Here is a 20,701-nt window from a genome sequence, read left to right as displayed (position 1 = left end):
CGTATCGGTGGATCAGGTCACCTCGGCTTGCCGTTCTGACTGATGAGCGCCTAATTTTAGACTGACCAGTCAGTTCAATTCAGGGGAGAGTCCCGATGCGGATACAGGCCGATCGGGTGTCCGTGGACGGCCCGCACGGGCGCCTGCTGCCACCGACCTCGCTCACCGTCGCCGGCGGTGAACTCGCACTGCTGCACGGCGATCCCGGCACCGGACTGACCGCGTTCGGCCTGGCACTGGCCGGGCGCCTGCGGCCGGGCACCGGCGCGGTGACCCTCGACGGTGACGACGACCGGGCCGGGTTGCGCCGGGCGGTCGGCCTGGTGGACGTGCCCGGCGTCAGCGAACCCGACGACGCGCTGCCGCTGCGGGTCGTCGTCGGCGAGGAACTGGCACTGGCCCGGCGCGGCGCGGGCAGAGCGGAGGTCGCCGCCTGGCTGGCGGCGCACGACCTCGCCCCCTACGCGGGCACCCGCTTCGAGAACCTGGAACCGGCCGTCCGCACCCGGCTGCTCGCGGACCTCGCCGCCGCCCGGCCAGGGGTGGTCGCGCTGGTGCTGGACACCCCCGACCGGCACACCAGCGACACCGGCGGCTGGTGGACGCTCGCCACGGAGCACGCCGCGCGCGGTCTCGCCGTCGTGGTGCTCACCGCGACCGTCCCGTCCGCCGCCCTGCCGGCCGAGGCGGCGAGGGCCGGCTCGGACGAGCAACCGGCACCCACCCGCTGCGCACCCGAACCGGTACCGGCGGGCGAAGCCGAGGGAGCAGGCGAATGAGCGGCCTCCGCATCGCGCGCAACGAACTGCGCAGGCTCAGCACCGGCGTCCTGCCGAAGCTGGCGCTGGCGGCGATGGTGCTCGTTCCCCTGCTGTACGCGAGCTTCTACCTCTACGCCAACTACGACCCGTACGGCAGGCTGGACAAGCTGCCCGCGGCGATCGTCACCACCGACGCCGGTGCCACCGACTCCTCCGGCGCGCGCCGCGACATCGGGCGCGAGGTCACCGACGAGGTCCTCGGCTCGGGCACCTTCCAGTGGCACGAGGTCTCCGAGGAGGAAGCGCAGGCCGGGGTGCGCGACGACCGGTACTCCTTCGCCATCACAATCCCCCGGGACTTCTCCGCCGCCCTGCTCTCCTCCGGCGACTTCCGGCCGCAGCAGGCGACGATGACGCTGACCACCAACGACGCCAACAACTACCTGTCCGGCACCATCGCCGACCAGGTCGCCGAGCAGGTACGCGGGACGATCGCGAAGAAGGTCGGCACCGAGGCCGCCGACAAGTTCCTCGTCGGCTTCTCCACCATCTACGCCAACATCGGGCAGGCCTCCGACGGGGCCACCACGCTGGCGGACGGGGCCGGAAAACTCCAATCGGGGCAACAGGAACTCGCCGACGGGGCCAAGCAGCTCGCGGGCGGCGGGACCGAACTGGCGAGCGGACTGACCACCCTGCGCGAGCGCACCACCGCGCTACCGGACCAGTCCCGGCAACTCGCCGACGGGGCGAGCCAGGTCGCCGAGGGCAACACCAGGCTGGCCGAGGCCGGATCTCTGCTCGCGAGCGCGTCCACCGGGCTCCAGGGCGACCTTGACGCCGCGCGGGACCGGATCACCCAGCGACTGCGGGACGCGGGCCTTCCGGAAGCAGAGGTGCAGGCGACGATCGCCGTGCTCGAGGACGCTCGGAAACCCGTCAACGACGCCAACGGCAAGATCCAGGAGACCTCCGGGCAGCTCGACACTCTCGCCGACGGCGCACGCAGGGTGTCCGACGGGGCGGCCCAGCTCGCCGGTTCGGCGCCGGCACTGACCGGCGGTATCGCGAAGGCCTCGGACGGAGCGAACCAGCTCCGCGACGGCGCGGCGCGCCTCGACGAGGGCGAACAGCAGGCCGTCGGCGGCACGAACGAGCTGGCCTCGGGGTCGGCGCAGCTCCGGGACGGGCTGCGCGACGGGCTGGCCCAGATCCCCAACCCGGACGATCCGACCCGGGACGCCACGGCCAGCACGATCGCCGATCCGGTGTCGGTGAACTCGGTGGGCGTCGCCTCGGCGGGCACCTACGGTGCGGGGCTGGCACCGTTCTTCATGGCACTGGCCACCTGGATCGGTGCGTTCGTGCTGTTCCTGCTGCTGCGGCCGCTGTCCACCCGATCGCTGGCCGCGGGGGCGTCACCGCTGCGGGTGGCCGTCGGCGGCTGGCTGGCCTCGGCGGCTCTCGGCGTCGCACAGGTGGTGGTGCTGTTCGGCGCGGTCACCTGGCTCGTCGGCATCCGGGTCGCGCATCCCTTGGGCGCCATCGGTTTCCTGGTGCTCACCTCGCTGGCCTTCACCGCGATCATGCACGCGCTGAACGCGATGTTCGGTGCGGTGGGCAAGTTCCTGGGACTGGTACTGCTGGTACTGCAACTGGTCAGCGCGGGCGGGACGTTCCCGTGGCAGACGATCCCCGACGCGCTGTATCCGCTGCACCTCGTGCTGCCGATGGGGTACGTGATCGACGGGCTGCGGCACCTGCTCTACACCGGTGCGTCGCTGAGCATTCTCGGCGATGTCGCGGTACTGCTCGCCTATCTGGCGGGCGGGCTGCTGGTGTCCACACTCGCGGCACGCAAGCGTCGCATGTGGACGGTCTCCCAGCTCAAGCCGGAGCTGAGCCTGTGAGCGCCCGGTCCGATGCCACGAAGAGGAAACTGTTCACCGCGACGCTGCGACTGGCCGGGAGCAAGGGTCTGGTCGGGTTGACGGTGGACGAGATCGCCGCCGAGGCGGGCGTCGCCAAGGGCACCGTCTACTACAACTTCGAGAGCAAGGACGGCCTGATCGACGGCCTGCTCAGGTACGGCATCGGCATGCTGGCGCGGCGCCTGCGGTCCGCGGGGGACGATCCGGATCCGTCCCGCGCCCTGGAGTCCATTGTGGACGCCATGCTGGAGTTCATCGCCGAGTATCCCGGTTTCTCGCAGATCGTCGTCAGCGAGCTGTGGCGCACGCCCGGTCAGTGGCACGAGACGCTGACGCTGCTGCGGGACGACGTCGTCGGGATCCTGAAGGAGCGCCTCGAAGTCCTGGAAGCGGCGGGCCGGATGCCGCGGGGCGTGCAGGTGGCGACGGCGGCGGCCGGGTTGTTCGGCACCCTGCTGGTGGTGGCGCTGGACTGGCTGGTCTTCCAGCCGCAGCGCACCAGGGCGGAGGTGCGCGACTCGGTGCTGCTGCTCGTGCGCGGGGTGACCGGCGGTCCGGCGGCGGGCGCGCCGTAGCGGTACGCCGGGCAGGCCCGGGGTGGTGCGTCAGGCCGGGGGCGGGCGGACGTCGTACGCTGCCGGCGGGCTCCCGGCCACCGCGCGACGCACCGCCGCGAGGACTCCGTGCACGATCTCGGCGTGGGTGAGGCGGCGGGCGGGTCGGCGACCGAGGACGACGCGGTGCACCGGATGCCGGTCCAGCGCGGAGCGCTCCCGGCCCTCCCCCTCGATCCGTGGGGACGGCGGGGCGAGGATCACCTCGACGGCGGGAGCGCCCTCGGCGAGCAGGGGTGCGACCGCGTCCAGCACCGCGGCCCGGTAACCGGGGTGCACCCAGGCGACCAGCAGATCGGCCCGCCCGCCGAGCGCCGTTCCCGCTGCCGCCGCCAACTCGGCGGGACGCGACCAGTCGGCCTCCACCCAGATCGCCCGCCCGGTCGCCGCCGGAACGTCCGGCCGGTGGCCGGGACGGCGCAGCGCGGCCCTGGCGGCCACGCCCGGTCCGGCGGGCACCCCGGGGATCGGGCTGTATCTCCTGCTGGGCAGCACGACGTTCCAGCCGTCGGCCGCGAGCGCCTCGGCGACGCCCGCGAGCATGCCGGTGCCTCCCAGTACCAGAGCGCGCGCCGCCGTCATCGGCCCACGTTATCGCCGATCGGGCCGGGACATGGCCGGGTTCGGCCTGGATACGGCGCGGGTCAGTGCGCGGCGTCGTTCCAGGACCGGCCGAGGCCGACGGAGACCTCCAGCGGCACGGCCAGTTCGTAGGCTGCACCCATCTCCTTACGCACGAGCGCTTCCACCTCGTCCCGCTCGCCCTCGGACACCTCGAGCACGAGCTCGTCATGGACCTGCAGGATGACCCGGCTGCGCAGGTTGGACGCGGTGAGCGCACGGTGCACGCCCAGCATGGCGACCTTGATGATGTCGGCGGCACTGCCCTGGATCGGGGCGTTCAGCGCCATCCGCTCGGCCATCTCGCGTCGTTGCCGGTTGTCGCTGTTGAGGTCGGGGAGGTAGCGGCGGCGGCCGAAGATCGTCTCGGTGTAGCCGACCTTGGCGGCCTCCACGACCACGGTCTGCAGGTAGTCCCGCACTCCGCCGAACCGGGCGAAGTAGGCGTCCATCTGCGCCTTGGCCTCGTCGGTGGAAATGCGGAGCTGCTGGGCCAGTCCGTAGGCCGACAGTCCGTAGGCCAGTCCGTAGGACATCGCCTTGACGCGGTATCGCAGTTCCGGGGTGACCTCGCCCGGTTCCAGCGAGAACGCCTTCGAGGCGACGAAGGTGTGCAGGTCCTCGCCGGTGTTGAACGCCTCGATCAGGCCCTCGTCGCCGGAGAGGTGGGCCATGATCCGCATCTCGATCTGGCTGTAGTCGGCGGTCATCAGCTCGGTGTAGCCGCCGCCGACGACGAAGGCGTCGCGGATGCGGCGGCCCTCCTCGGTGCGCACCGGGATGTTCTGCAGGTTCGGGTCGACCGAGGAGAGCCTGCCGGTGGCGGCGATCGTCTGGTGCAGCGTGGTGTGGATCCGGGCGTCGTCGGCGACCGCCTTGATCAGACCCTCGACGGTGACCCGCAGCCGGGTCGCGTCCCGGTGTTCCAGCATGTGCTGCAGGAACGGGTGCTCGGTCTTCTCGAACAGTGACTGCAGCGCCTCGGCGTCGGTGGTGTAGCCGGTCTTGGTGCGCTTGGTCTTCGGCATGCCCAGTTCGTCGAAGAGCACCACCTGGAGCTGTTTCGGCGAGCCGAGGTTGATCTGCTTGCCGATCACCTCGTACGCCGCGTCGGCGGCCTGCCGGACCCTGTTCGCGTAGTGCGCCTCCAGATCGGTGAGCTGCTCGACATCGACCGAGATGCCCGCCGCCTCCAGGTCGGTGATGACCTCCAGCAGCGGCAGCTCCAGGTCGGCCAGCAACGAGGTGCCGTCGATTCCGGCCAGTTCCTCGGCGAGAGCCGTGGCCAGTTCGGCGACGGCGCGGGCGGCCACCAGCTCGGCCTGCACGATCCGGTCCTGCGCGGCGTCCTCGTTCTCCAGCAGCGAGAGCTGACCGTCCCCTTCGCCGGAGTCGTCGCGCAGTTCGCGCTGCAGGTACCGCAGCACCAGGTCGTCGAGTTCGAAGGAACGCTGTCCCGGGCGGACGAGGTAGGCCGCGAGTGCGGTGTCCATGGTGAGCCCGGCGAGGGTCCAGCCGCGGGCGAGCACGGCGTGCAGCGCCGCCTTCAGCGAGTGCCCGACCTTGTGCGCGGACCGGTCGGCCAGCCAGCCGGCCAGCGCGCGCTCGTCCGCCTCGTCCATGGTCGTCACGTCGACATAGGCGCCCTCGCCGTCGGCCGCGGCGAAGGCCAGCGCCTGCACGTCGGCGGCGACCGAAGCCCCGGTGACGCGGAAGGACAGCCCGGTGCTGGTACCCGCTCCCGCGTGGACGGTCAGCCAGTCGCCCAGCGCACCCGGTTCCACCGCCCCGCCCGCGACGTCGAAGCCCTCCTCGGCCTCCGGCTCGGCGCTGGACAGGGTGGCGAAGAGCCGGTCGCGCAGCACGCGGAACTCCAGCTCGTCGAACAGCCGGTGCACCGCGTCCCGGTCCCAGGGCCGCAGTTCCAGTTCGTCGGGGGTGTGCTCCAGCGGCACGTCCCGCACCAGTTCGGTGAGCTGGCGGTTCAGCATCACGGCGTCGACGTGGGCACGCAGCGCGTCGCCGACCTTGCCCTTCACCTCGTCGACCCGGTCGATCAGCTCGCCGAGCGAACCGAACTGGCTGATCCACTTGGTGGCGGTCTTCTCCCCCACCCCCGGGATACCGGGCAGGTTGTCCGAAGGGTCGCCGCGCAGCGCCGCGAAGTCCGGGTACTGGGCCGGGGTCAGGCCGTACTTCGCCTCGACACCCGGCGGGTCGTAGCGGACGAGGTCGGAAACACCCTTCTTCGGGTAGAGCACGGTCACCGCCTCGGTGACGAGCTGCAGCGCGTCCCGGTCGCCGGTACAGATCAGCACCTGGTAGCCGAGCCCGGTGGCCTGGGTGGTGAGCGTGGCGATGATGTCGTCGGCCTCGTAGTTCTCCTTGGTCAGCACCGGGATGCCGAGCACACCCAGTACGTCCTGGACGAGGGCGACCTGGCCCTTGAAGTCGTCCGGGGTGGCCGACCGGTTGGACTTGTACTCGGCGAAGGCCTCCGAGCGGAAGGTCTTGCGGGAGAGGTCGAAGGCCACCGCGAGATGGGTGGGCTGCTCGTCGCGCAGCAGGTTGATCAGCATCGAGGTGAACCCGAAGACCGCGTTGGTCACCTGCCCCGTCGACGTCCGGAACCGGTCGGCGGGCACGGCGAAGAAGGCCCGGTAGGCCATCGAGTGCCCGTCGATCAGCAGCAGCCGCGGCTGCGGTGTGTCGTTCGTTACTGAGGCGTCCACCATGGGGGTCTTCTCCGTGCTGCTCACGCGGCCGAGTCTAGGGTGAAGCCCTGACACTCTTTCGTGAGCGTTCACCGCGTCGCGTGCGGCACCGCTGCCGTCGCCCCGAGAGGAGCCCGACTTGTCCGCCTCCGTGTCCGAGGAATACCAGGCGATGCTCGACGGCATGAACTCCGTCATCGCGGGTCAGCAGCTCAACGACAAGATCGGCATGGAGCTGGTGGAGCTCGGCCCGGACCGGGTCGTCGCCACGATGCCGGTACAGGGGAACCTGCAGCCGTACGGCCTGCTGCACGGGGGCGCGAACGCCACGCTCGCCGAGGCGCTCGGTTCGACCATCGCCGCGCTGAACGCGGGCGAGGGCCGGGTGGCGATGGGGCTGGAACTGAGCTGCACCCACCACCGCGCGGTTCGCGAGGGCACGGTCACCGGTGTCGCCACTCCCCTGCACATCGGCCGCGGCACGATCACCGCCGACATCGTCCTCACCGACGACCAGGGCCGCCGCACCTGCTCGGCGCGGCTGACCTGCGTGGTCCGGGACCGGCCACCGGCCGGCTGAGCGAGCGGGCCGTGGACCTCGACCTGGCGCAGGTGCGTGCCTTCGTGGTCACCGCCGAGCAGCGCGGGTTCGGCCGCGCCGCGGAGACGCTTTTCCTCACCCAGCAGGCCCTGTCCAAACGCGTCCGCAGGCTCGAGGACACGCTCTCGGTGCGGCTGTTCGCGCGCACCGGCAGGGCGATCGAGCTGACCCCGGACGGCGCGGCGCTGCTGCCGCACGCCCGTGAACTCCTGCGCGTCCAGGACGAGGCCCTCGCCTCGGTGGGCGGCGACGACCGTCCGCTGCGGGTGGACCTGGTGGACAACCGGCTGTCGCCGATGTTCGTGCTGCGCAGCCTGGCCGAACGGGATCCCGCGCTGCGCGTCGAGCGCAGCGGCCGGTCGGGACTGGCGGCGGCTCTGGATCCGCTGGTGCGCGGGGAGATCGACCTGGCCTTCGGCCGGGTGCACGACCTGGGCGTGCCCTGGCCGGAGGAACTGGACCACCGGGTGGTCCGCCTCGAGCCGTTGCTGGCGCTGCTACCGCCGGAACATCCGCTCGCGGGCGGTTCGGCGGTCCGCGTCGAGGACCTGCGCACGGAGGGGCTGTGGCTGCCGTCGCTGTCCGGTCCGGCCGAGTTCACCGGGTTCCTGCGCAACATGAGCGCCAGCCTGGCCGTGCCCGTGGACACCGGCGGCCGCAGCTACGACCTGCGGCACACGCTGGAGCAGGCCCGCTACGGCGTGCCGAGAGTGACGCTGGTCGGTGCCGACATGGAGTTGCCGCGCGATCTCAACCTGCGGGTGCTGCCGTTCGAACCGGCCCCACTGTTCCCGTGGTCGGTGGTGTGGCGCCGGGGTGGCGAACGGGCGGACCTGCGCAGGTTCCTGACGCTGGCGGTGGCCACCGGCCGGGCCGAGGGTTGGTGCGCCTACGACCCGGCACGGCACTGGGTACCCGAGGACGAGGGGATCAGCCCGTCAGCCGGGACCGGAACCAGTCGGTGAGCGCCGCGTCGGCCGTGACCGCGGCGGGGGTCTGCGGGGCGGGATCCACCCCGGGTTCCTCGGCGAGCGCGTGCTCCAGGTCGTCGACGGTGACGAGGTGTCCCCGTCCGCCCAGTGCGGCGGCGAGTCGCGCGGCGGGTTCGGTGACGGAGATGTCGTCCAGGCCGCCGAGTACCAGCAGCACCTCGCCGGGAAGCTCGTCGGCGCGGCGGACGAAGTCCAGCCGGTCGGCGACCGCGCGGGACCGTTCGGTCCAGGTGTAGGTGACGCCGTACCTGCGCTCGTTCGCGGCCACGACCGCGGCGAGCGTGGTCACCGGGTTCACCAGTCCCGCGGCGGTGATCGGCACCTCGGCCCTGGCCATGACTTCCAGCGCCACCGCGCCGCCCGCGGACCCGCCCACCACCCCGACCGGGCCGTCCACGATGGACAGTGTCCGGCGCAGTTCCCGCACCGCCGCGGGGAACTCGTCCGCGGCCCGCTCGGTCACCGGGCCGGCGACGTTGAGCACGTAGTCCTGGCCGGCGAGGGCGTAGAACGCCTCGGGCCCACCCTCCGGAACACGGCTGCCGAACATCGGCAGTCCGAAGTGGACCCGCCACGCGGGCAGCCCGGCCATCGGCACGGCCGCGGCCATGGCGGCCTCGGTACGCGGCGGGTCCATCATGTGCCAGGTGACGACCAGGGGCGCGGGGCCAGTGTGGTTCTGCGGTGGGAGCGCGAGGTAGGGCACTCCGGCGGCGAGACCGGTGACGGCGGCGGTGCTCCGCATGGTGGCTCCTCGATGTCATGGGGCCCGGAAACGCCGGAAGCCCCGTCCGGACAATCACACATCCGGACGGGGCTTCGCGTCCAACAACCTTTCGGCTCCGGGATCACAACCGGTGGTTGTGTCCCGGCCACGGGCTAGCCGACGCCGAGGTACGCCTCCTTGATGGAGTCGTCGGCGAGCAGTTCCCTGCCGGTGCCGGTCTTGGTGATCTCACCGGTCTCCAGCACGTACGCCCGATGGGCGCGGGACAGCGCCTGCTGCGCGTTCTGCTCCACCAGCAGCACCGTGGTGCCTTCCTTGTTGATCTCCGTGATGATCCGGAAGATCTGCTGGATGAACTGCGGCGCGAGCCCCATCGAGGGCTCGTCCAGCAGCAGCAGCCTCGGCTTGGCCATCAGCGCGCGGCCGATGGCGAGCATCTGCTGCTCGCCGCCGGAGAGCGTGCCGCCCATCTGCGACTTGCGTTCCTTGAGCCGCGGGAACAGTTCGAACACGTGCTCGATCTCGGGTTCGAGGTTCTTGCGGTCCTTGCGGGCGTAGGCACCCATGTCCAGGTTCTCGAGGATCGTCATACCGGGGAAGATGCCCCGGCCCTCGGGTGCCTGGGAGATGCCGCGGACGACCCGGAGATCGGCCCGCAGCTTGGTGATGTCCTCGCCGTCGAAGCGGATCGAACCGGACGAGACCGGCCGGATACCCGAGATGGCGCGCATCGTGGTGGACTTGCCGGCGCCGTTGGCGCCGATCAGCGTCACGATCTCGCCCTCGTTGACCGTCAGCGTCAGGCCGGACACCGCCTGAATCCGTCCATAGTGGACGGATACGTCGGATAGCTCAAGCAACGTCATCGTCTGGCACTCCCAGATAAGCCGCGATCACCGCGGGGTTCTCCCTGATCTCCGTGGGCAGGCCCTCGGCGATCTTCTTGCCGAACTCCAGCACGACGATCCGGTCGGTCACGCCCATGACGAGCTTCATGTCGTGTTCGATCAGCAGGACGGTGTAGCCGTCGTCGCGGATCTTCCGGATCAGCCCCATGAGTTCTTCCTTCTCATAGGGGTTGAATCCGGCCGCGGGCTCGTCGAGGCAGAGCAGCTTCGGCTCGGTCGCCAGCGCGCGGGCGATCTCCAGCCGCCGCTGGTAACCGTAGGGAAGGTTCTTCGCCTTGTCCGCGGCCCGATCGGCGATCCCGACGAACTCCAGCAGCGCCATCGCCTTGTCCACGGCCGCACGCTCCTCGTGGAGGTGGCGCGGCAGCCGCAGCAGGGCACCCAGCACGCTGGTCTTGTGCCGGGCGTCCGTGCCCACCACGACGTTCTCCAGCGCCGTCATCTCGCCGAAGAGCCTGATGTTCTGGAACGTCCTGGCGATGCCGCGACGGGTGATGTCGTACTTCGCGGCCTTGCCGAGCGGCTTGTCCTCGAGCATGATCCGGCCCGAGGTGGGCCGGTAGACACCCGTCATCGTGTTGAAGCAGGTGGTCTTCCCGGCACCGTTGGGGCCGATCAGCCCGAGGATCTCGCCGCGGCGGATGCCGAAGTCCACGTCGTCGAGCGCGACGAGGCCGCCGAAGCGCATCGTCACGTTCTCCACCCGCAGCAGCGTCTCGCCGACCGCGACCTCGATCTCGCGGTCGGGTGCGACGACCTCGGCGACCTCGGCCTCGTGCTCGGCACGCTCCTGCGCCGTCATGTTGGCGACCTCGGCGACGATGCCGCCCTCGGCGGGCACCTCCGGCCCGTTCTCGTTGTCCGGCTGGGTCATCGCTTGCCCCCCGCGGTGTCCTCGGTGGTCATCGCACCGTCGCTGCTGATCTGTTCACCCTTGCCCAGTAGCCGCTGATACGCGAGTCGCCCGTAGGTGAGCAATCGCTGCCGGGCACCGAACAGTCCCTGCGGGCGGAAGATCATCAGCACGATCAGCGCGACACCGAAGATCAAGAACTTGTACTCGGCGATCACCAGGAAGCGCAGCGGGATGTAGGCCACCACGATCGCGCCCAGGATCACGCCGACCTTGTTGCCCGACCCGCCGAGGATGACCGCGGCGAGGAACAACATGGAGGTGACGACGTCGAACTTCTGGTTGTTCACGAAGGCGAGCTGCCCGGCGTAGAGCGCGCCGGAGAGACCACCGATCGCCGCGCCGATGACGAAGGCCCAGATCTTGAACTTGAACGTGTTCACGCCCATGATCGAGGCCGCGTCCTCGTCGTCGCGGATGGCGACCCAGGCGCGGCCGACACGGCTGCGTTCCAGATTGCCCACCGCGAACAGGATCACGATGATGATCGTGACCGTCAGCCAGTACCACGGCACACCGTCGGTGTTGTTGAACAAGTCCGTGCCGTCGGCGTTGGTGCCCGGCGGGTGACCGACCTGCTGGAAACCCTGGTTTCCGCGCAGCGGGTCGACGTTGTCCGCGAGGAGCCGGACGATCTCGCCGAAGCCCAGCGTGACGATCGCCAGATAGTCACCGCGTAGTCGTAGCGTCGGTGTGCCCAGGATGATGCCGAAGATCATCGTGATCGCCATCGCGATCGGCAGCACCGCCAGGAACGGCAGCTTCGAGAGCACCGAGTCCGGGCTGGTGAACAGTGCCGCCACATAGGCACCGACCGCGAAGAACCCGACGTAGCCGAGATCGAGCAACCCCGCCTGGCCGACCACGACGTTGAGGCCGATAGCGATCAGGGCGTACCGCGCCACCTCGAACATGGCGATCGGGAAGTCGAACCCGGGTTCCGTGGTGAGGATCGGCGGGTTCAGGATCGGCAGTGCGTAGACGAGTACGACCACCGGGATGAGCACGCCCCACTGCTGGGGCCGGTTGAGATTGTTCCACCATTCACCGAGTGAACGGCGTTTCGCCGTTGCCGTCGTCATACCCGCGCCTTTCCGAGGGACTCGCCGAGAATGCCTGTCGGGCGGAACATCAGGATCACCACGAGCAGGACGAACGCGACGACGTCGCGCCATTCGCCACCGAAGAGCGCCTGGCCGTAGTTCTCCGCGAGCCCGAGCAGCAGGCCACCGAGAAGGGCGCCGCGCAGGTTTCCGATACCGCCGAGGACCGCGGCGGTGAACGCCTTCAAGCCGAGCAGGAAACCACCCTGGTAGGAGGCACCCTGCGGAATGTCCATCATGAAGAACAGTGCGGCCGCACCCGCGAGGAGACCACCGACCAGGAACGTCAGCACGATGATGCGTTCCTTGTTGACACCCATCAGCGTGGCCGTGTCCGGGTCCTGCGCCACGGCGCGGATACCGCGGCCGAAGCGGGTCTTGTTCACGAAGGTGTCGGCGATGAGGAATAGGATGATCGACGCCACCACGATGATGATCGAGATGTTGGTGACGCTGGCGCCGAAGACCTGGAAGACCTCTTCCTGCTTCAGCAACCGGATCGCCTGCTCGGCGTTGCCGCCGCGCCAGACGAAGATGATCTGCTGCAGCACGAACGAGGCGCCGATCGCGGTGATCAGGAACGCGAGTCTGGGGGCGCCGCGGTTCCGTAGCGGCCGGTAGGCGACCCGTTCCAGGATCACCGCCGTACCGCCGGAGACGACCATGGCCGCCAGTAACGCGAGTATCAGGAACCCGACTATCTCCAGCGCGCCCAGTTCCGGCGTCGGCCCGGGCCGGAAACCGAGCGCGTAGAACGTGAACCAGGTGGCGTAGGCGCCGTAGATGAAGACTTCGGAGTGCGCGAAGTTGATGAGCTTCAGCACGCCGTAGACCAGGGTGTAGCCCAGCGCGATCAGCGCGTAGATGCTGCCCTGGGTGAGCCCGTCGACGGTGTTGTTCCAGAACTGATCACCGAGGGCACCGACATCGAATTTGATCCAGCTTTCGTCCTGCGCGAGGAACTGCGCAGGGAGATTGTGGTGCATGAACACACTCGTTCTCCATGTGAGTCCGGGGTGCGGGCTCGGCGGGTTTTCACCGCTGAACCCGCACCCCGGCTACAAAGTCAGTCGGAACCGATGATCAGTTCTTGATCTCGGTGTTGCGGACGATCTTTCCGTTCTCGACCTTGTAGGTCCACACGGTGGTCTGAGCGAGCTCGCCCTTCTCGTCCCACTTGAAGTTCTTGGTCAGACCCTGGCCCTCGTAGGTCTTGACGAAGTCCAGCATCCCGGCGCGGTCCGTCTTGCCGGAGTCGATGCCCTTGAGCAGGATCGTGGCGAGGTCGTAGCCCTCCGGCGAGTACGTGCCCGGCTCCTTGCCGGACGCGGCCTTGTAGGCGTCGGTGAACTCGGTGAACTGGTCCGCGGGGACGCAGGGGCAGGTGAAGTACGCGGCGGCGGCGGCGTCACCGGCACCCTTGACGAACTCGTCGTCCTTCACGCCGTCGGGGCCGACGAACTTGGCCTCGACACCGGCGTCGGCGAGCTGCTGCGCGAACGGCGCCGCTTCCTGGTAGTAACCGGCGTAGAAGACGGCCTGCGGGGCCTCGCCCTTGACCTTGTTGACGATCGCCGAGAAGTCGGTCTGCTTGGTCTTGACCTTGTCCTGGCAGCTCGCCTTCTCGCCGAGCGCGGACTTGATCGCGTTCGACAGGCCGATGCCGTACTCGGAGTCGTCCTCGATGACGCAGACCTTCTCGGCCTTGAGCTCGTCGGTGATGAACTTCGCGGCGGCCGGGCCCTGCGTGTTGTCGTTGCCGAGTCCGCGGAAGAAGGTCTTCCAGCCGTTCTCGCTGAGCGCCGGGCCGGTGGCCGACGGCGTCACCTGGACCAGGTTGGCATCGTTGAAGATGTTGCCCGCGGCCTTGGACTCACCCGAGAACGGGAGGCCGACCACGCCGATGATGTTCGGAGTGTTGGCGATCTGGGTGACGATGCCGGGGGCCTTGTCCGGCACGCCCTCGGTCTCGAACTCGGCCAGCTTGACCTGACAGTTCGGGTTGTTGCCGTTGTGGCGTTCCACGGCGACCTTGACACCGTTGAGGATGTTCTGGCCGAGAGCGGCGTTGTTGCCGTTGATGGTGCCGGCGTAGGCGATCGAGGTGTTGGGATCGCACTGCGCCTGACCGTCGCCCTTGGGGTCGGCGGCGTTGTCCGCCTGGGCGGGGGCTTCGGCCTGCGGGGCGGCCGGTGCGTCACCGGAGCCTCCGCTGTCATCGCGCGCTGCGCAGGCGCCCAGCGTCAGCGTCGCCGCCGCTGCCAGCACGATGACCCTCGTGAGACGTGCTCTTGACACTCGTTCCTCCAAATGCCACATGCCGCCCGGTGAACGGCAGTCCCGTCGGGACGTTGGACTGGTCGCTGAACGTAGCGGCCCAGCGTGGGGTTGCACAGGGTCACTGACCTTGTTGTTTCCACATCGTGACGGTGTTCACGAGCGTTAGCGCACGCGGCGAGCCGAGACCCCGTTGCAACGAACGAGTGATGGCACGGTGTCAGTAATTACTGAGCGATGCGCCAGCGATTCCCGGCAGTTCAGGCGATGCTGTCGACCACGGCCTCGGCCACGGCCTTCATCGTGGTGCGGCGGTCCATGGCCGCACGCTGGATCCAGGTGAACGCCTCGGGTTCGGTCAGGCCCTGCTTGGTCATCAGCAGCCCCTTGGCGCGGTCGATGACCTTCCGGGTCTCCAGCCGGTCGGTGAGACCGGCGACCTCGGATTCGAGGGCCTGCAACTCGGCGAACCGGCTCACCGCGAGTTCGATCGCCGGCACCAGGTCCCGCTTCGCGAACGGCTTGACGAGGTACGCCATCGTGCCCGCGTCCCGCGCCCGCTCCACCAGATCGCGCTGGCTGAACGCCGTCAGAATCACCACGGGCGCGATCCGGTCACCGGTGATCTTGGAGGCGGCCTCGATACCGTCCAGCTTGGGCATCTTGACGTCGAGGATCACCAGGTCCGGCACCAGCTCGGTGGCCAGCTTGATGGCCTGTTCGCCGTCGCCCGCCTCTCCGACGACCTCGTAGCCCTCTTCGCGCAACATCTCCACCAGGTCGAGGCGGATCAGGGCCTCGTCCTCGGCAACGAGTACACGGCGCTTCACGGTGCCGTCTCCCTCGGCAGCCTGCTCGGTCACCGGGGTCCTCCTACGTGCGCTCGACTGCGGAAACGGCAAATGCCGGAGCCTGAAGACTACCGCCACGAGGCCGTCCGGCCAGATGGCGTTCACCACGTGGCGTGATCATCCGCGAACAGGTAACGGTCTCACCCCGCGCACCGGCACCCGTCACTGATCGCGTAGGGTTTCTCGTCGCCGCCCCCGTAGCCCAATCGGCAGAGGCAGCGGACTCAAAATCCGTCCAGTGTGCGTTCGAGTCGCACCGGGGGCACGGGCTCTGAGCAGCCAATATAACCGAATACAAGATCAGAAGTAGAAGCTCTGTCCATGCCGGTGTCCATGAGTCCACTGGTGAGATGGTCAGAGTTACTTCTGTGCGCTCGCTCGGCTCGGTCCGGCAGCGTGGCAACTCGCTACAGGTGCGTCTGTTCTCCGGGTGTGATCCGGTCACCGGCAGACTCTCGACTGGGAGACGACCCCGCCACCGGCTACGGAGCAAGTGTGATCGGCTGAGCCCTGACGGGCTCGAACAGCGTGTCGTCGTCGAGAATTCGCTGGTGCATGCGGCGAACATGCAAGCCCGGGTCGAGGCCAGCTGCTCCGCCAGTACACGACGGCACCTCTCGAAGCACAGGAGCGCCTCGGCCTTGCGGCCAACTCGGCTTAAGGCGAGCATGAGGTGGCCCCAGAAATCCTCACGGATCGGGTTCTCGGCAACCAGGCGGTACAGTTCGCCCAGCACGATCTCCGGCATCGTGGCGATGTCGATCTCGATTCGCCGGCTCAGGGCGGAGAAAAACCCTCACGAAGCATCGGCTCGAACTCCCGCCGCAGCGCCTCACACTGCACGTCGAAAACGAAGGCACCCGGTGCAATTCGAGTGCCCGGCCGAGAATCTCCCGCTCCTGAGCCGGGCCGGACACGTTCCTCGACCTGTCCACCATGCTGAAAAACAAGTTGACATCAACCGACTCACGGTTCACGTGCAAGCGGTAGGCCTTGCTGGGTGACGACCACGGACCGCGGGGCCGGACCGGCCAGGGCGCGGCGCAGGCGTTTGACGTAACTGCGCACGGTCGTCGCGGCCGCCTCCGTCGGCTCACCATCCCATAAGTAGTCGCAGGTCTCCGCCACAGTGGTCGCCCGGTCGGGGCGCAGCGCGAGAACCGCAAGTAGAGATCTCAGTTTTCCTGGCGGCAACTGAATTTCACTACCATCACAGTCGATTCGGAACTCGCCCAGCAATGTGATGCAGTATTCCACCGCTCCAGTTTTTCCAGCTGACGGCCCGTCCAGCAACGTGTTGCCCGTTGCCAAAAATGGCAACACGCATCCAGCGTTGCCCTACCCACGTCCCAGTCAGCGCACGGCCTGGTAGCCGCGGGCCACCTCCGGATCCACCGTTATTCGGACAGTCCCGGGGTCTGCTGCACGAGTAGGTGACAGTCGTAGTCACGCAGCCTGACTGGCTGGCGTGGTTCGGTCACAGCTTGCCCGGCGGCGCCCTGGTGCGGCTACGGTTCCCCGAACAGGGACACGACAAGTACGAACGCGAACCTCGCGCATGGCGACTCTGGCGCGGTCATCAGTCATGGTGGGCGTCGCGGACGGCGACCTCTTCGACCTCGAACAACGTCGGGTGCGACCCGTATCGAAGGCCATCAATCACTACCATCAGGTGCACTTCAAGGCAAGTGGATCGCCTACGAACTAGCCGAGATGGTGGCCATCCGGGCAGACAAGACAAACAGCGGGGGTCCTCATCGTGGAATCTGAGGACGACCTCACCAACGTCAGGAGGCGCCCCATGGGCATCCACTCCGTTGTTCCCCGGCTCCGCTATCGTCGCCAAACGGCGGACATCTACCAGGACGGACGATCCGGCATTCCGATGGCGCCGGGGGCGGTCCCTGTTCTCGGCCATGCCTGGCGCCTAGGGCGCGACCCGATGAGCTTTCTCGACGGGATTCCCCGAGACGCCGACATTGTCAGGGTTCTACTCGGACCGCACCCGATCGCTCTCGTCTGCGACCCCGAGCTGACCCAGCAGATGCTGAAAGACGACCGCACGTTCGACAAGGGTGGCCCCCTCATCAGCATCGTCTCATCGCTGGTAGGTGACGGTATCGTCACGTGCCCGCGAAGCAGGCACCGGCCCTCGCGCCGGCTGGTTCAGCCCGACTTCCGACCGGACCGGTACCGGAGTTACGCGAGAAAGACGATCGTCGCGACCTCCGCCATTACGCGAGACTGGCGCAACGGACAAGCAATCGACGTGCCGGTTGAGTTGCGACGGATCGCGATCCACGCATCGGTGAAGTATTTGTTCTCGGACCAGATCAATACCGCCCAGGTCGACCAGATGGCGGAGGACTTCACGACAATCCAGATCGGATTCGCCAAACGGATGCAAATGCCGCCATTCCTCAGCCACCTCCCTACACCACTCAACCGGGCACACGACGCAGCCATCAAGCGCACGCGCGAAGTGATCACTAGCACCGTACTTGCCCGTCGGGCGAATCCAGGAGACCAGCGTCAAGATCTGCTCAGCACACTGCTTACCAACGGCACCGATGACAAGCCGATGCTGGAGGAGTCCGTGCTGGAAGATCACGTAGCGACGTTCCTCATCGCCTCGACAGCGACAGTGTCCAGCGTCCTCGGCTGGGCCTTACACCACTTGGCGCAGGATCCTCAGCTGCAACATCGGCTGCACCATGAGCTCGACTCGGTGCTGAACGGGTCACCAGCGGGATTCGACGACCTGCCGCAGTTGGGGCTCACGCGAGCCATCGTGACCGAGGCGACGCGCATGTACCCGTCGCTATGGCTCGGACCGGCGCGGGTGACAACGGCCGACACTCAACTCGGAGATCATTTCCTGCCTGCAGGGACAGAAATGGCCTACAGCCCCTACGTCCACCACCGACGGGACGAGCTGTACGACGATCCGCATACATTCGACCCCGACAGGTGGACCGACGACCGCCCACCTCATCCGGCGCACCACGCGTCCGTCGCCTACGGCGGGGGCGCACGTCAGTGCATCGCCGTCGAATGGGCTCCGATTGAGATGGCCTTGACGCTGGCGACCATCGCGTCTCGCTGGGCGCTGGAATCCGTCCCGGGTCGACCCCTCCGGTCCTGCGCCGCCCCGAACTTGACCGCAAGAGGGCTGCAGGTTCGCGTGAGTACGCGTACGCGCGGTAACCGGGCGAATGCCGCTGCGTCAACCACCCTGGCGAGTATGGCGGTCCGATCTGGCCCCGGCACACGTCGCCCGACGAATCGAGCAACCTGGTTGATCTGATGCTGAGTCGCCCCGAGATCGGATCGCGAGGCGACCCACCCACCACCACACCCAGCCCGGAAGCGTCGATGCGTGGCCGTTTTCCTATCCCATTGGGTGGTTCCGAGTCGCCAGTAACACCCAGGTTTCGGTGGGCCGGAAACACACCGTCCGCTACTTCGGTCGGGATCTGGTGATCGTCCGCGCGACTTCGGGGAAGCTGACGATCTTCGACTCGCTCTGCCCGCATCCAGGCGACCACCTGGGGCTCGCACGCGGCCAAAGTGAGCATCTGAAGTTCACGTTCCGCGGCTGGCAATTCGTCACCTCCGGAAGCTGCGTGCACATTCCAAGAGACAACAGGATCCCATCAAAAGCATCCATCGACACCTGTCCGGTGCACGAGGTCAACGACCAGATCATGGTCTGGCATCACCCCACGGGCAAACCTCGGGATCACCACCTCATCATCGATCCGGGCGGCATCACCCAAAGTCATGGTCACCAAATTTCTCACTTCTCGCCCGTGCAGCGGGAAGGAACTCACACCCCGTGTCTCACCTTAACCCGACGCACAGGACACCCCGGCCGGCGTCGATCTATCCATAACGCAGGGTTCAAACGGGCAAGCGTACTTCGCGATCGACATTCGCCAACTAATCTTCTCATTTATCGGTCGAATGCCCGACCTCACCAGCTCAGTTGCTCCTCTCTTTTATAAGGAGTCCGACCATGGTCACAACACACCCTGCGAACGGACATCACCCGAACGTGCAGGTCCTGCGCGCCCTTTACGCCGATCTCTCGAGCATCGGCCGGTACACCACCGACGATGTCGTCCTGCACCGTGCCGACCGCACCGTCGAGAACCCGCAGCCAATCGTCGGTAGAGACGAGGTCATCGCACACGAGACCGCATTCGTCGAAGTGACCAACGGGACACTCGTCATGGATGTCGAACACATCGCGTCCAATGACAATTTCGGCGCGGTGTTCGGCGTGATCCGTCTCAAGCAGCCCCGACCGACGGTAATGCCCTTCTGCGGCCTGTGGAGGTTCGAGAACGGAAAGATCGCCGAGCACTGGGAAAACGCCTACGACCCACCAGCGCTGCTTCAAGTTCTCACCGAGCCTGCGAGCCCCAGCTAAACGAAACTGCGATACTCGGCGGGTCGCAACCGCAGCGATCCGCCCTTTCAACGACTGGAACAGCGACCGGCCGACAGGCCCAGTGCCTAGAGAAAGAACGATTTATGCCTACGTTGTGCCGACCCGAGGTCTGGGTTCCAGAAAACATCATCACCCTCGACGAGACGCTCTCATTGGCCCGACATCTGCACGCCAACCACCCGAAGTTGCCGCTGATCCTCCGCATGATCGAGAACACCGGAGTACGTAAACGGCACCTCATCCAGCCGATTGAGAAAACGTTGCTCCACCCAGGCTTCGAGGTGCGGAACCAAACCTATCTCAGAGAGGCCAGGGCACGTATCCCAGAGGTGGCGAAACGGGCGATCGCCTCAGCCGGTCTGGCGATCCAGGACATCGACGCCATCGTCTTCGTGTCCTGCACCGGATTCGCGATGCCACCGTTGACCTCCATGATGATCAACGACATGGGGTTCCGCAGCGACACCCGACAGATCCCCATCGCCCAGTTGGGCTGCGCGGCGGGGGGCGCGGCGATCAGCCGAGCACACGACTTTTGCACCGCTTATCCCGACACCAACGTGCTGATCGTCGCGTGTGAGTTCTGCTCGCTGTGCTACCAACCCACCGACGACGACATCGGCTCCTTGTTGTCCAACGGCCTTTTCGGTGACGCGATCGCCGCCGTGGTGCTCCGCGGGGTCGGCGGCGAAGGTGTGCGCCTCGAGCGCAACATGTCTTACCTCGTCCCGGACACCGAGGACTGGATCAGCTACAACGTCAAGGCGACGGGATTCCACTTCCGCCTCGACAAGCGCGTACCGACGACAATGGCGTTGCTCGCCCCGACCTTGCACACACTCAGCGGCGCGCAGGGCTGGAATGCCTCCGAACTCGACTTCTACGCCATCCACGCCGGCGGCCCACGCATTCTCAGCGACCTCAGCCACTACTTGGGCGTGGACGAACAGGCCTTCCGCCACAGCCGCGCCACCCTCACCGAATACGGCAACATCGCTTCCGCGGTGGTGTTCGACGCACTACGCCGCTTCCACGACGAAGGGGTGCCTGACGGAGCTCGCGGCCTCATCGCGGGTTTCGGTCCCGGAATGACCGCGGAGTGCTCGGTCGGCACCTGGTCGGCAGCCCACCGGATACCGACACAACCCGAGGTTCGTTTTCAGACGCTCGCCGATGCGCTCGACGTCTCCGAACCCAGCAACGTCTGGACTTCCGTCAACTAGGAATGAGGG

19 protein-coding genes, 1 tRNA gene and 2 pseudogenes are annotated in these 20,701 nt (G+C 67.6%); 10 read left to right on the top strand and 12 right to left on the bottom strand.

Going from position 1 to position 20,701, the window contains the following annotated elements; all coding sequences use genetic code 11:
• Window positions 1–95 precede the first annotated feature (95 nt).
• From CFN78_RS16690 to CFN78_RS16680, 3 genes are read left to right on the top strand one after another with little or no spacing between them, the layout of a single operon-like run.
• On the top strand, window positions 96–779 hold the full coding sequence (locus CFN78_RS16690; protein ID WP_094863736.1) for an ATP-binding cassette domain-containing protein: 684 nt from the start codon (window positions 96–98) through the stop codon (window positions 777–779).
• Window positions 776–2,671 carry a YhgE/Pip family protein gene (locus CFN78_RS16685; protein WP_094863735.1) on the top strand — a complete coding sequence of 632 codons (1,896 nt, stop codon included), beginning with the start codon at window positions 776–778 and terminating at the stop codon, window positions 2,669–2,671. Before CFN78_RS16690 ends, CFN78_RS16685 begins: the two co-directional genes overlap by 4 nt.
• Window positions 2,668–3,267 (top strand): TetR/AcrR family transcriptional regulator, encoded by a 600-nt coding sequence (locus CFN78_RS16680; RefSeq protein WP_094863734.1) that lies wholly within the window; start codon window positions 2,668–2,670, stop codon window positions 3,265–3,267. The genes CFN78_RS16685 and CFN78_RS16680 overlap by 4 nt, the downstream gene beginning before the upstream one ends.
• 30 nt (window positions 3,268–3,297) lie before the next feature.
• On the opposite strand, the gene CFN78_RS16675 is transcribed toward CFN78_RS16680, so the two are convergent.
• Both CFN78_RS16675 and polA read right to left on the bottom strand, forming a co-directional pair.
• The gene (locus CFN78_RS16675; RefSeq protein WP_240519499.1) at window positions 3,298–3,888 is read right to left on the bottom strand and encodes a Rossmann-fold NAD(P)-binding domain-containing protein; all 591 of its coding nucleotides are present in this window, start codon (window positions 3,886–3,888) and stop codon (window positions 3,298–3,300) included.
• A 62-nt stretch (window positions 3,889–3,950) separates the two neighbouring features.
• Window positions 3,951–6,662, bottom strand: coding sequence for a DNA polymerase I (gene polA, locus CFN78_RS16670; protein ID WP_094863801.1), 2,712 nt, complete (start codon window positions 6,660–6,662; stop codon window positions 3,951–3,953).
• A gap of 151 nt (window positions 6,663–6,813) precedes the next feature.
• Here polA and CFN78_RS16665 point away from each other — a divergent pair, with 151 nt between their 5' ends.
• Both CFN78_RS16665 and CFN78_RS16660 read left to right on the top strand, forming a co-directional pair.
• Window positions 6,814–7,221 carry a PaaI family thioesterase gene (locus CFN78_RS16665; RefSeq protein ID WP_094863800.1) on the top strand — a complete coding sequence of 136 codons (408 nt, stop codon included), beginning with the start codon at window positions 6,814–6,816 and terminating at the stop codon, window positions 7,219–7,221.
• An 11-nt stretch (window positions 7,222–7,232) separates the two neighbouring features.
• Window positions 7,233–8,207, top strand: a complete 975-nt coding sequence (locus CFN78_RS16660) for a LysR family transcriptional regulator (protein ID WP_094863733.1) — start codon at window positions 7,233–7,235, stop codon at window positions 8,205–8,207.
• Here the strand turns inward: CFN78_RS16660 and CFN78_RS16655 are convergent.
• The 7 genes from CFN78_RS16655 to CFN78_RS16625 form a co-directional block, all read right to left on the bottom strand.
• Window positions 8,173–8,979: a prolyl oligopeptidase family serine peptidase gene (locus CFN78_RS16655; RefSeq protein WP_094863732.1), complete on the bottom strand. Its 807-nt coding sequence runs from the start codon at window positions 8,977–8,979 to the stop codon at window positions 8,173–8,175. The genes CFN78_RS16660 and CFN78_RS16655 overlap by 35 nt on opposite strands.
• 134 nt (window positions 8,980–9,113) lie before the next feature.
• Complete coding sequence (locus CFN78_RS16650) at window positions 9,114–9,827, bottom strand: ABC transporter ATP-binding protein (protein ID WP_094863731.1); 714 nt, start codon at window positions 9,825–9,827, stop codon at window positions 9,114–9,116.
• On the bottom strand, window positions 9,814–10,743 hold the full coding sequence (locus CFN78_RS16645; RefSeq protein ID WP_094863730.1) for an ABC transporter ATP-binding protein: 930 nt from the start codon (window positions 10,741–10,743) through the stop codon (window positions 9,814–9,816). Before CFN78_RS16645 ends, CFN78_RS16650 begins: the two co-directional genes overlap by 14 nt.
• On the bottom strand, window positions 10,740–11,864 hold the full coding sequence (locus tag CFN78_RS16640; protein ID WP_094863729.1) for a branched-chain amino acid ABC transporter permease: 1,125 nt from the start codon (window positions 11,862–11,864) through the stop codon (window positions 10,740–10,742). Before CFN78_RS16640 ends, CFN78_RS16645 begins: the two co-directional genes overlap by 4 nt.
• Window positions 11,861–12,871, bottom strand: coding sequence for a branched-chain amino acid ABC transporter permease (locus CFN78_RS16635; RefSeq protein WP_094863799.1), 1,011 nt, complete (start codon window positions 12,869–12,871; stop codon window positions 11,861–11,863). The genes CFN78_RS16640 and CFN78_RS16635 overlap by 4 nt, the downstream gene beginning before the upstream one ends.
• A 97-nt stretch (window positions 12,872–12,968) precedes the next feature.
• Window positions 12,969–14,153 carry a branched-chain amino acid ABC transporter substrate-binding protein gene (locus tag CFN78_RS16630; RefSeq protein ID WP_094863728.1) on the bottom strand — a complete coding sequence of 395 codons (1,185 nt, stop codon included), beginning with the start codon at window positions 14,151–14,153 and terminating at the stop codon, window positions 12,969–12,971.
• A gap of 269 nt (window positions 14,154–14,422) precedes the next feature.
• Window positions 14,423–15,025 carry an ANTAR domain-containing response regulator gene (locus CFN78_RS16625; protein WP_094863727.1) on the bottom strand — a complete coding sequence of 201 codons (603 nt, stop codon included), beginning with the start codon at window positions 15,023–15,025 and terminating at the stop codon, window positions 14,423–14,425.
• A gap of 179 nt (window positions 15,026–15,204) precedes the next feature.
• Between CFN78_RS16625 and CFN78_RS16620 the strand changes: the two genes are divergently transcribed.
• Window positions 15,205–15,278 (top strand) — tRNA-Leu (locus CFN78_RS16620).
• 327 nt (window positions 15,279–15,605) lie between these two features.
• Here CFN78_RS16620 and CFN78_RS30340 read toward each other — a convergent pair.
• Together CFN78_RS30340 and CFN78_RS16610 are read right to left on the bottom strand one after the other, a co-directional pair.
• A pseudogene (locus CFN78_RS30340) lies at window positions 15,606–15,761 on the bottom strand (AfsR/SARP family transcriptional regulator); the annotation flags it as partial.
• Between the two features lie 218 nt (window positions 15,762–15,979).
• Window positions 15,980–16,336, bottom strand: a complete 357-nt coding sequence (locus tag CFN78_RS16610; protein ID WP_094863726.1) for an AfsR/SARP family transcriptional regulator — start codon at window positions 16,334–16,336, stop codon at window positions 15,980–15,982.
• 478 nt (window positions 16,337–16,814) lie between these two features.
• Between CFN78_RS16610 and CFN78_RS16605 the strand changes: the two genes are divergently transcribed.
• Together CFN78_RS16605 and CFN78_RS30335 are read left to right on the top strand one after the other, a co-directional pair.
• Window positions 16,815–18,320, top strand: coding sequence for a cytochrome P450 (locus CFN78_RS16605; RefSeq protein WP_094863725.1), 1,506 nt, complete (start codon window positions 16,815–16,817; stop codon window positions 18,318–18,320).
• 22 nt (window positions 18,321–18,342) lie between these two features.
• Window positions 18,343–18,660 (top strand): annotated as a pseudogene (locus CFN78_RS30335) (Rieske 2Fe-2S domain-containing protein); the annotation flags it as partial.
• Between the two features lie 9 nt (window positions 18,661–18,669).
• Here CFN78_RS30335 and CFN78_RS29805 read toward each other — a convergent pair.
• A complete protein-coding gene (locus tag CFN78_RS29805; protein ID WP_240519498.1) occupies window positions 18,670–18,846 on the bottom strand; it encodes a hypothetical protein in 177 nt (58 codons plus the stop codon).
• A 185-nt stretch (window positions 18,847–19,031) separates the two neighbouring features.
• On the opposite strand from CFN78_RS29805, the gene CFN78_RS16595 reads away from it, so the two are divergent.
• On the top strand, window positions 19,032–19,448 hold the full coding sequence (locus tag CFN78_RS16595; protein WP_094863723.1) for a nuclear transport factor 2 family protein: 417 nt from the start codon (window positions 19,032–19,034) through the stop codon (window positions 19,446–19,448).
• A 104-nt stretch (window positions 19,449–19,552) separates the two neighbouring features.
• A complete protein-coding gene (locus CFN78_RS16590) occupies window positions 19,553–20,692 on the top strand; it encodes a type III polyketide synthase (RefSeq protein WP_094863722.1) in 1,140 nt (379 codons plus the stop codon).
• The last annotated feature ends 9 nt before the right edge of the window (window positions 20,693–20,701 follow it).

Source organism: Amycolatopsis antarctica (genome assembly GCF_002262875.1).
In the GTDB taxonomy this organism is placed as follows: Bacteria; Actinomycetota; Actinomycetes; order Mycobacteriales; family Pseudonocardiaceae; genus Amycolatopsis; species Amycolatopsis antarctica.
The sequence above is the reverse complement of the archived record's forward strand: the minus strand, read 5'-3'. Positions and strand labels throughout refer to the sequence as shown.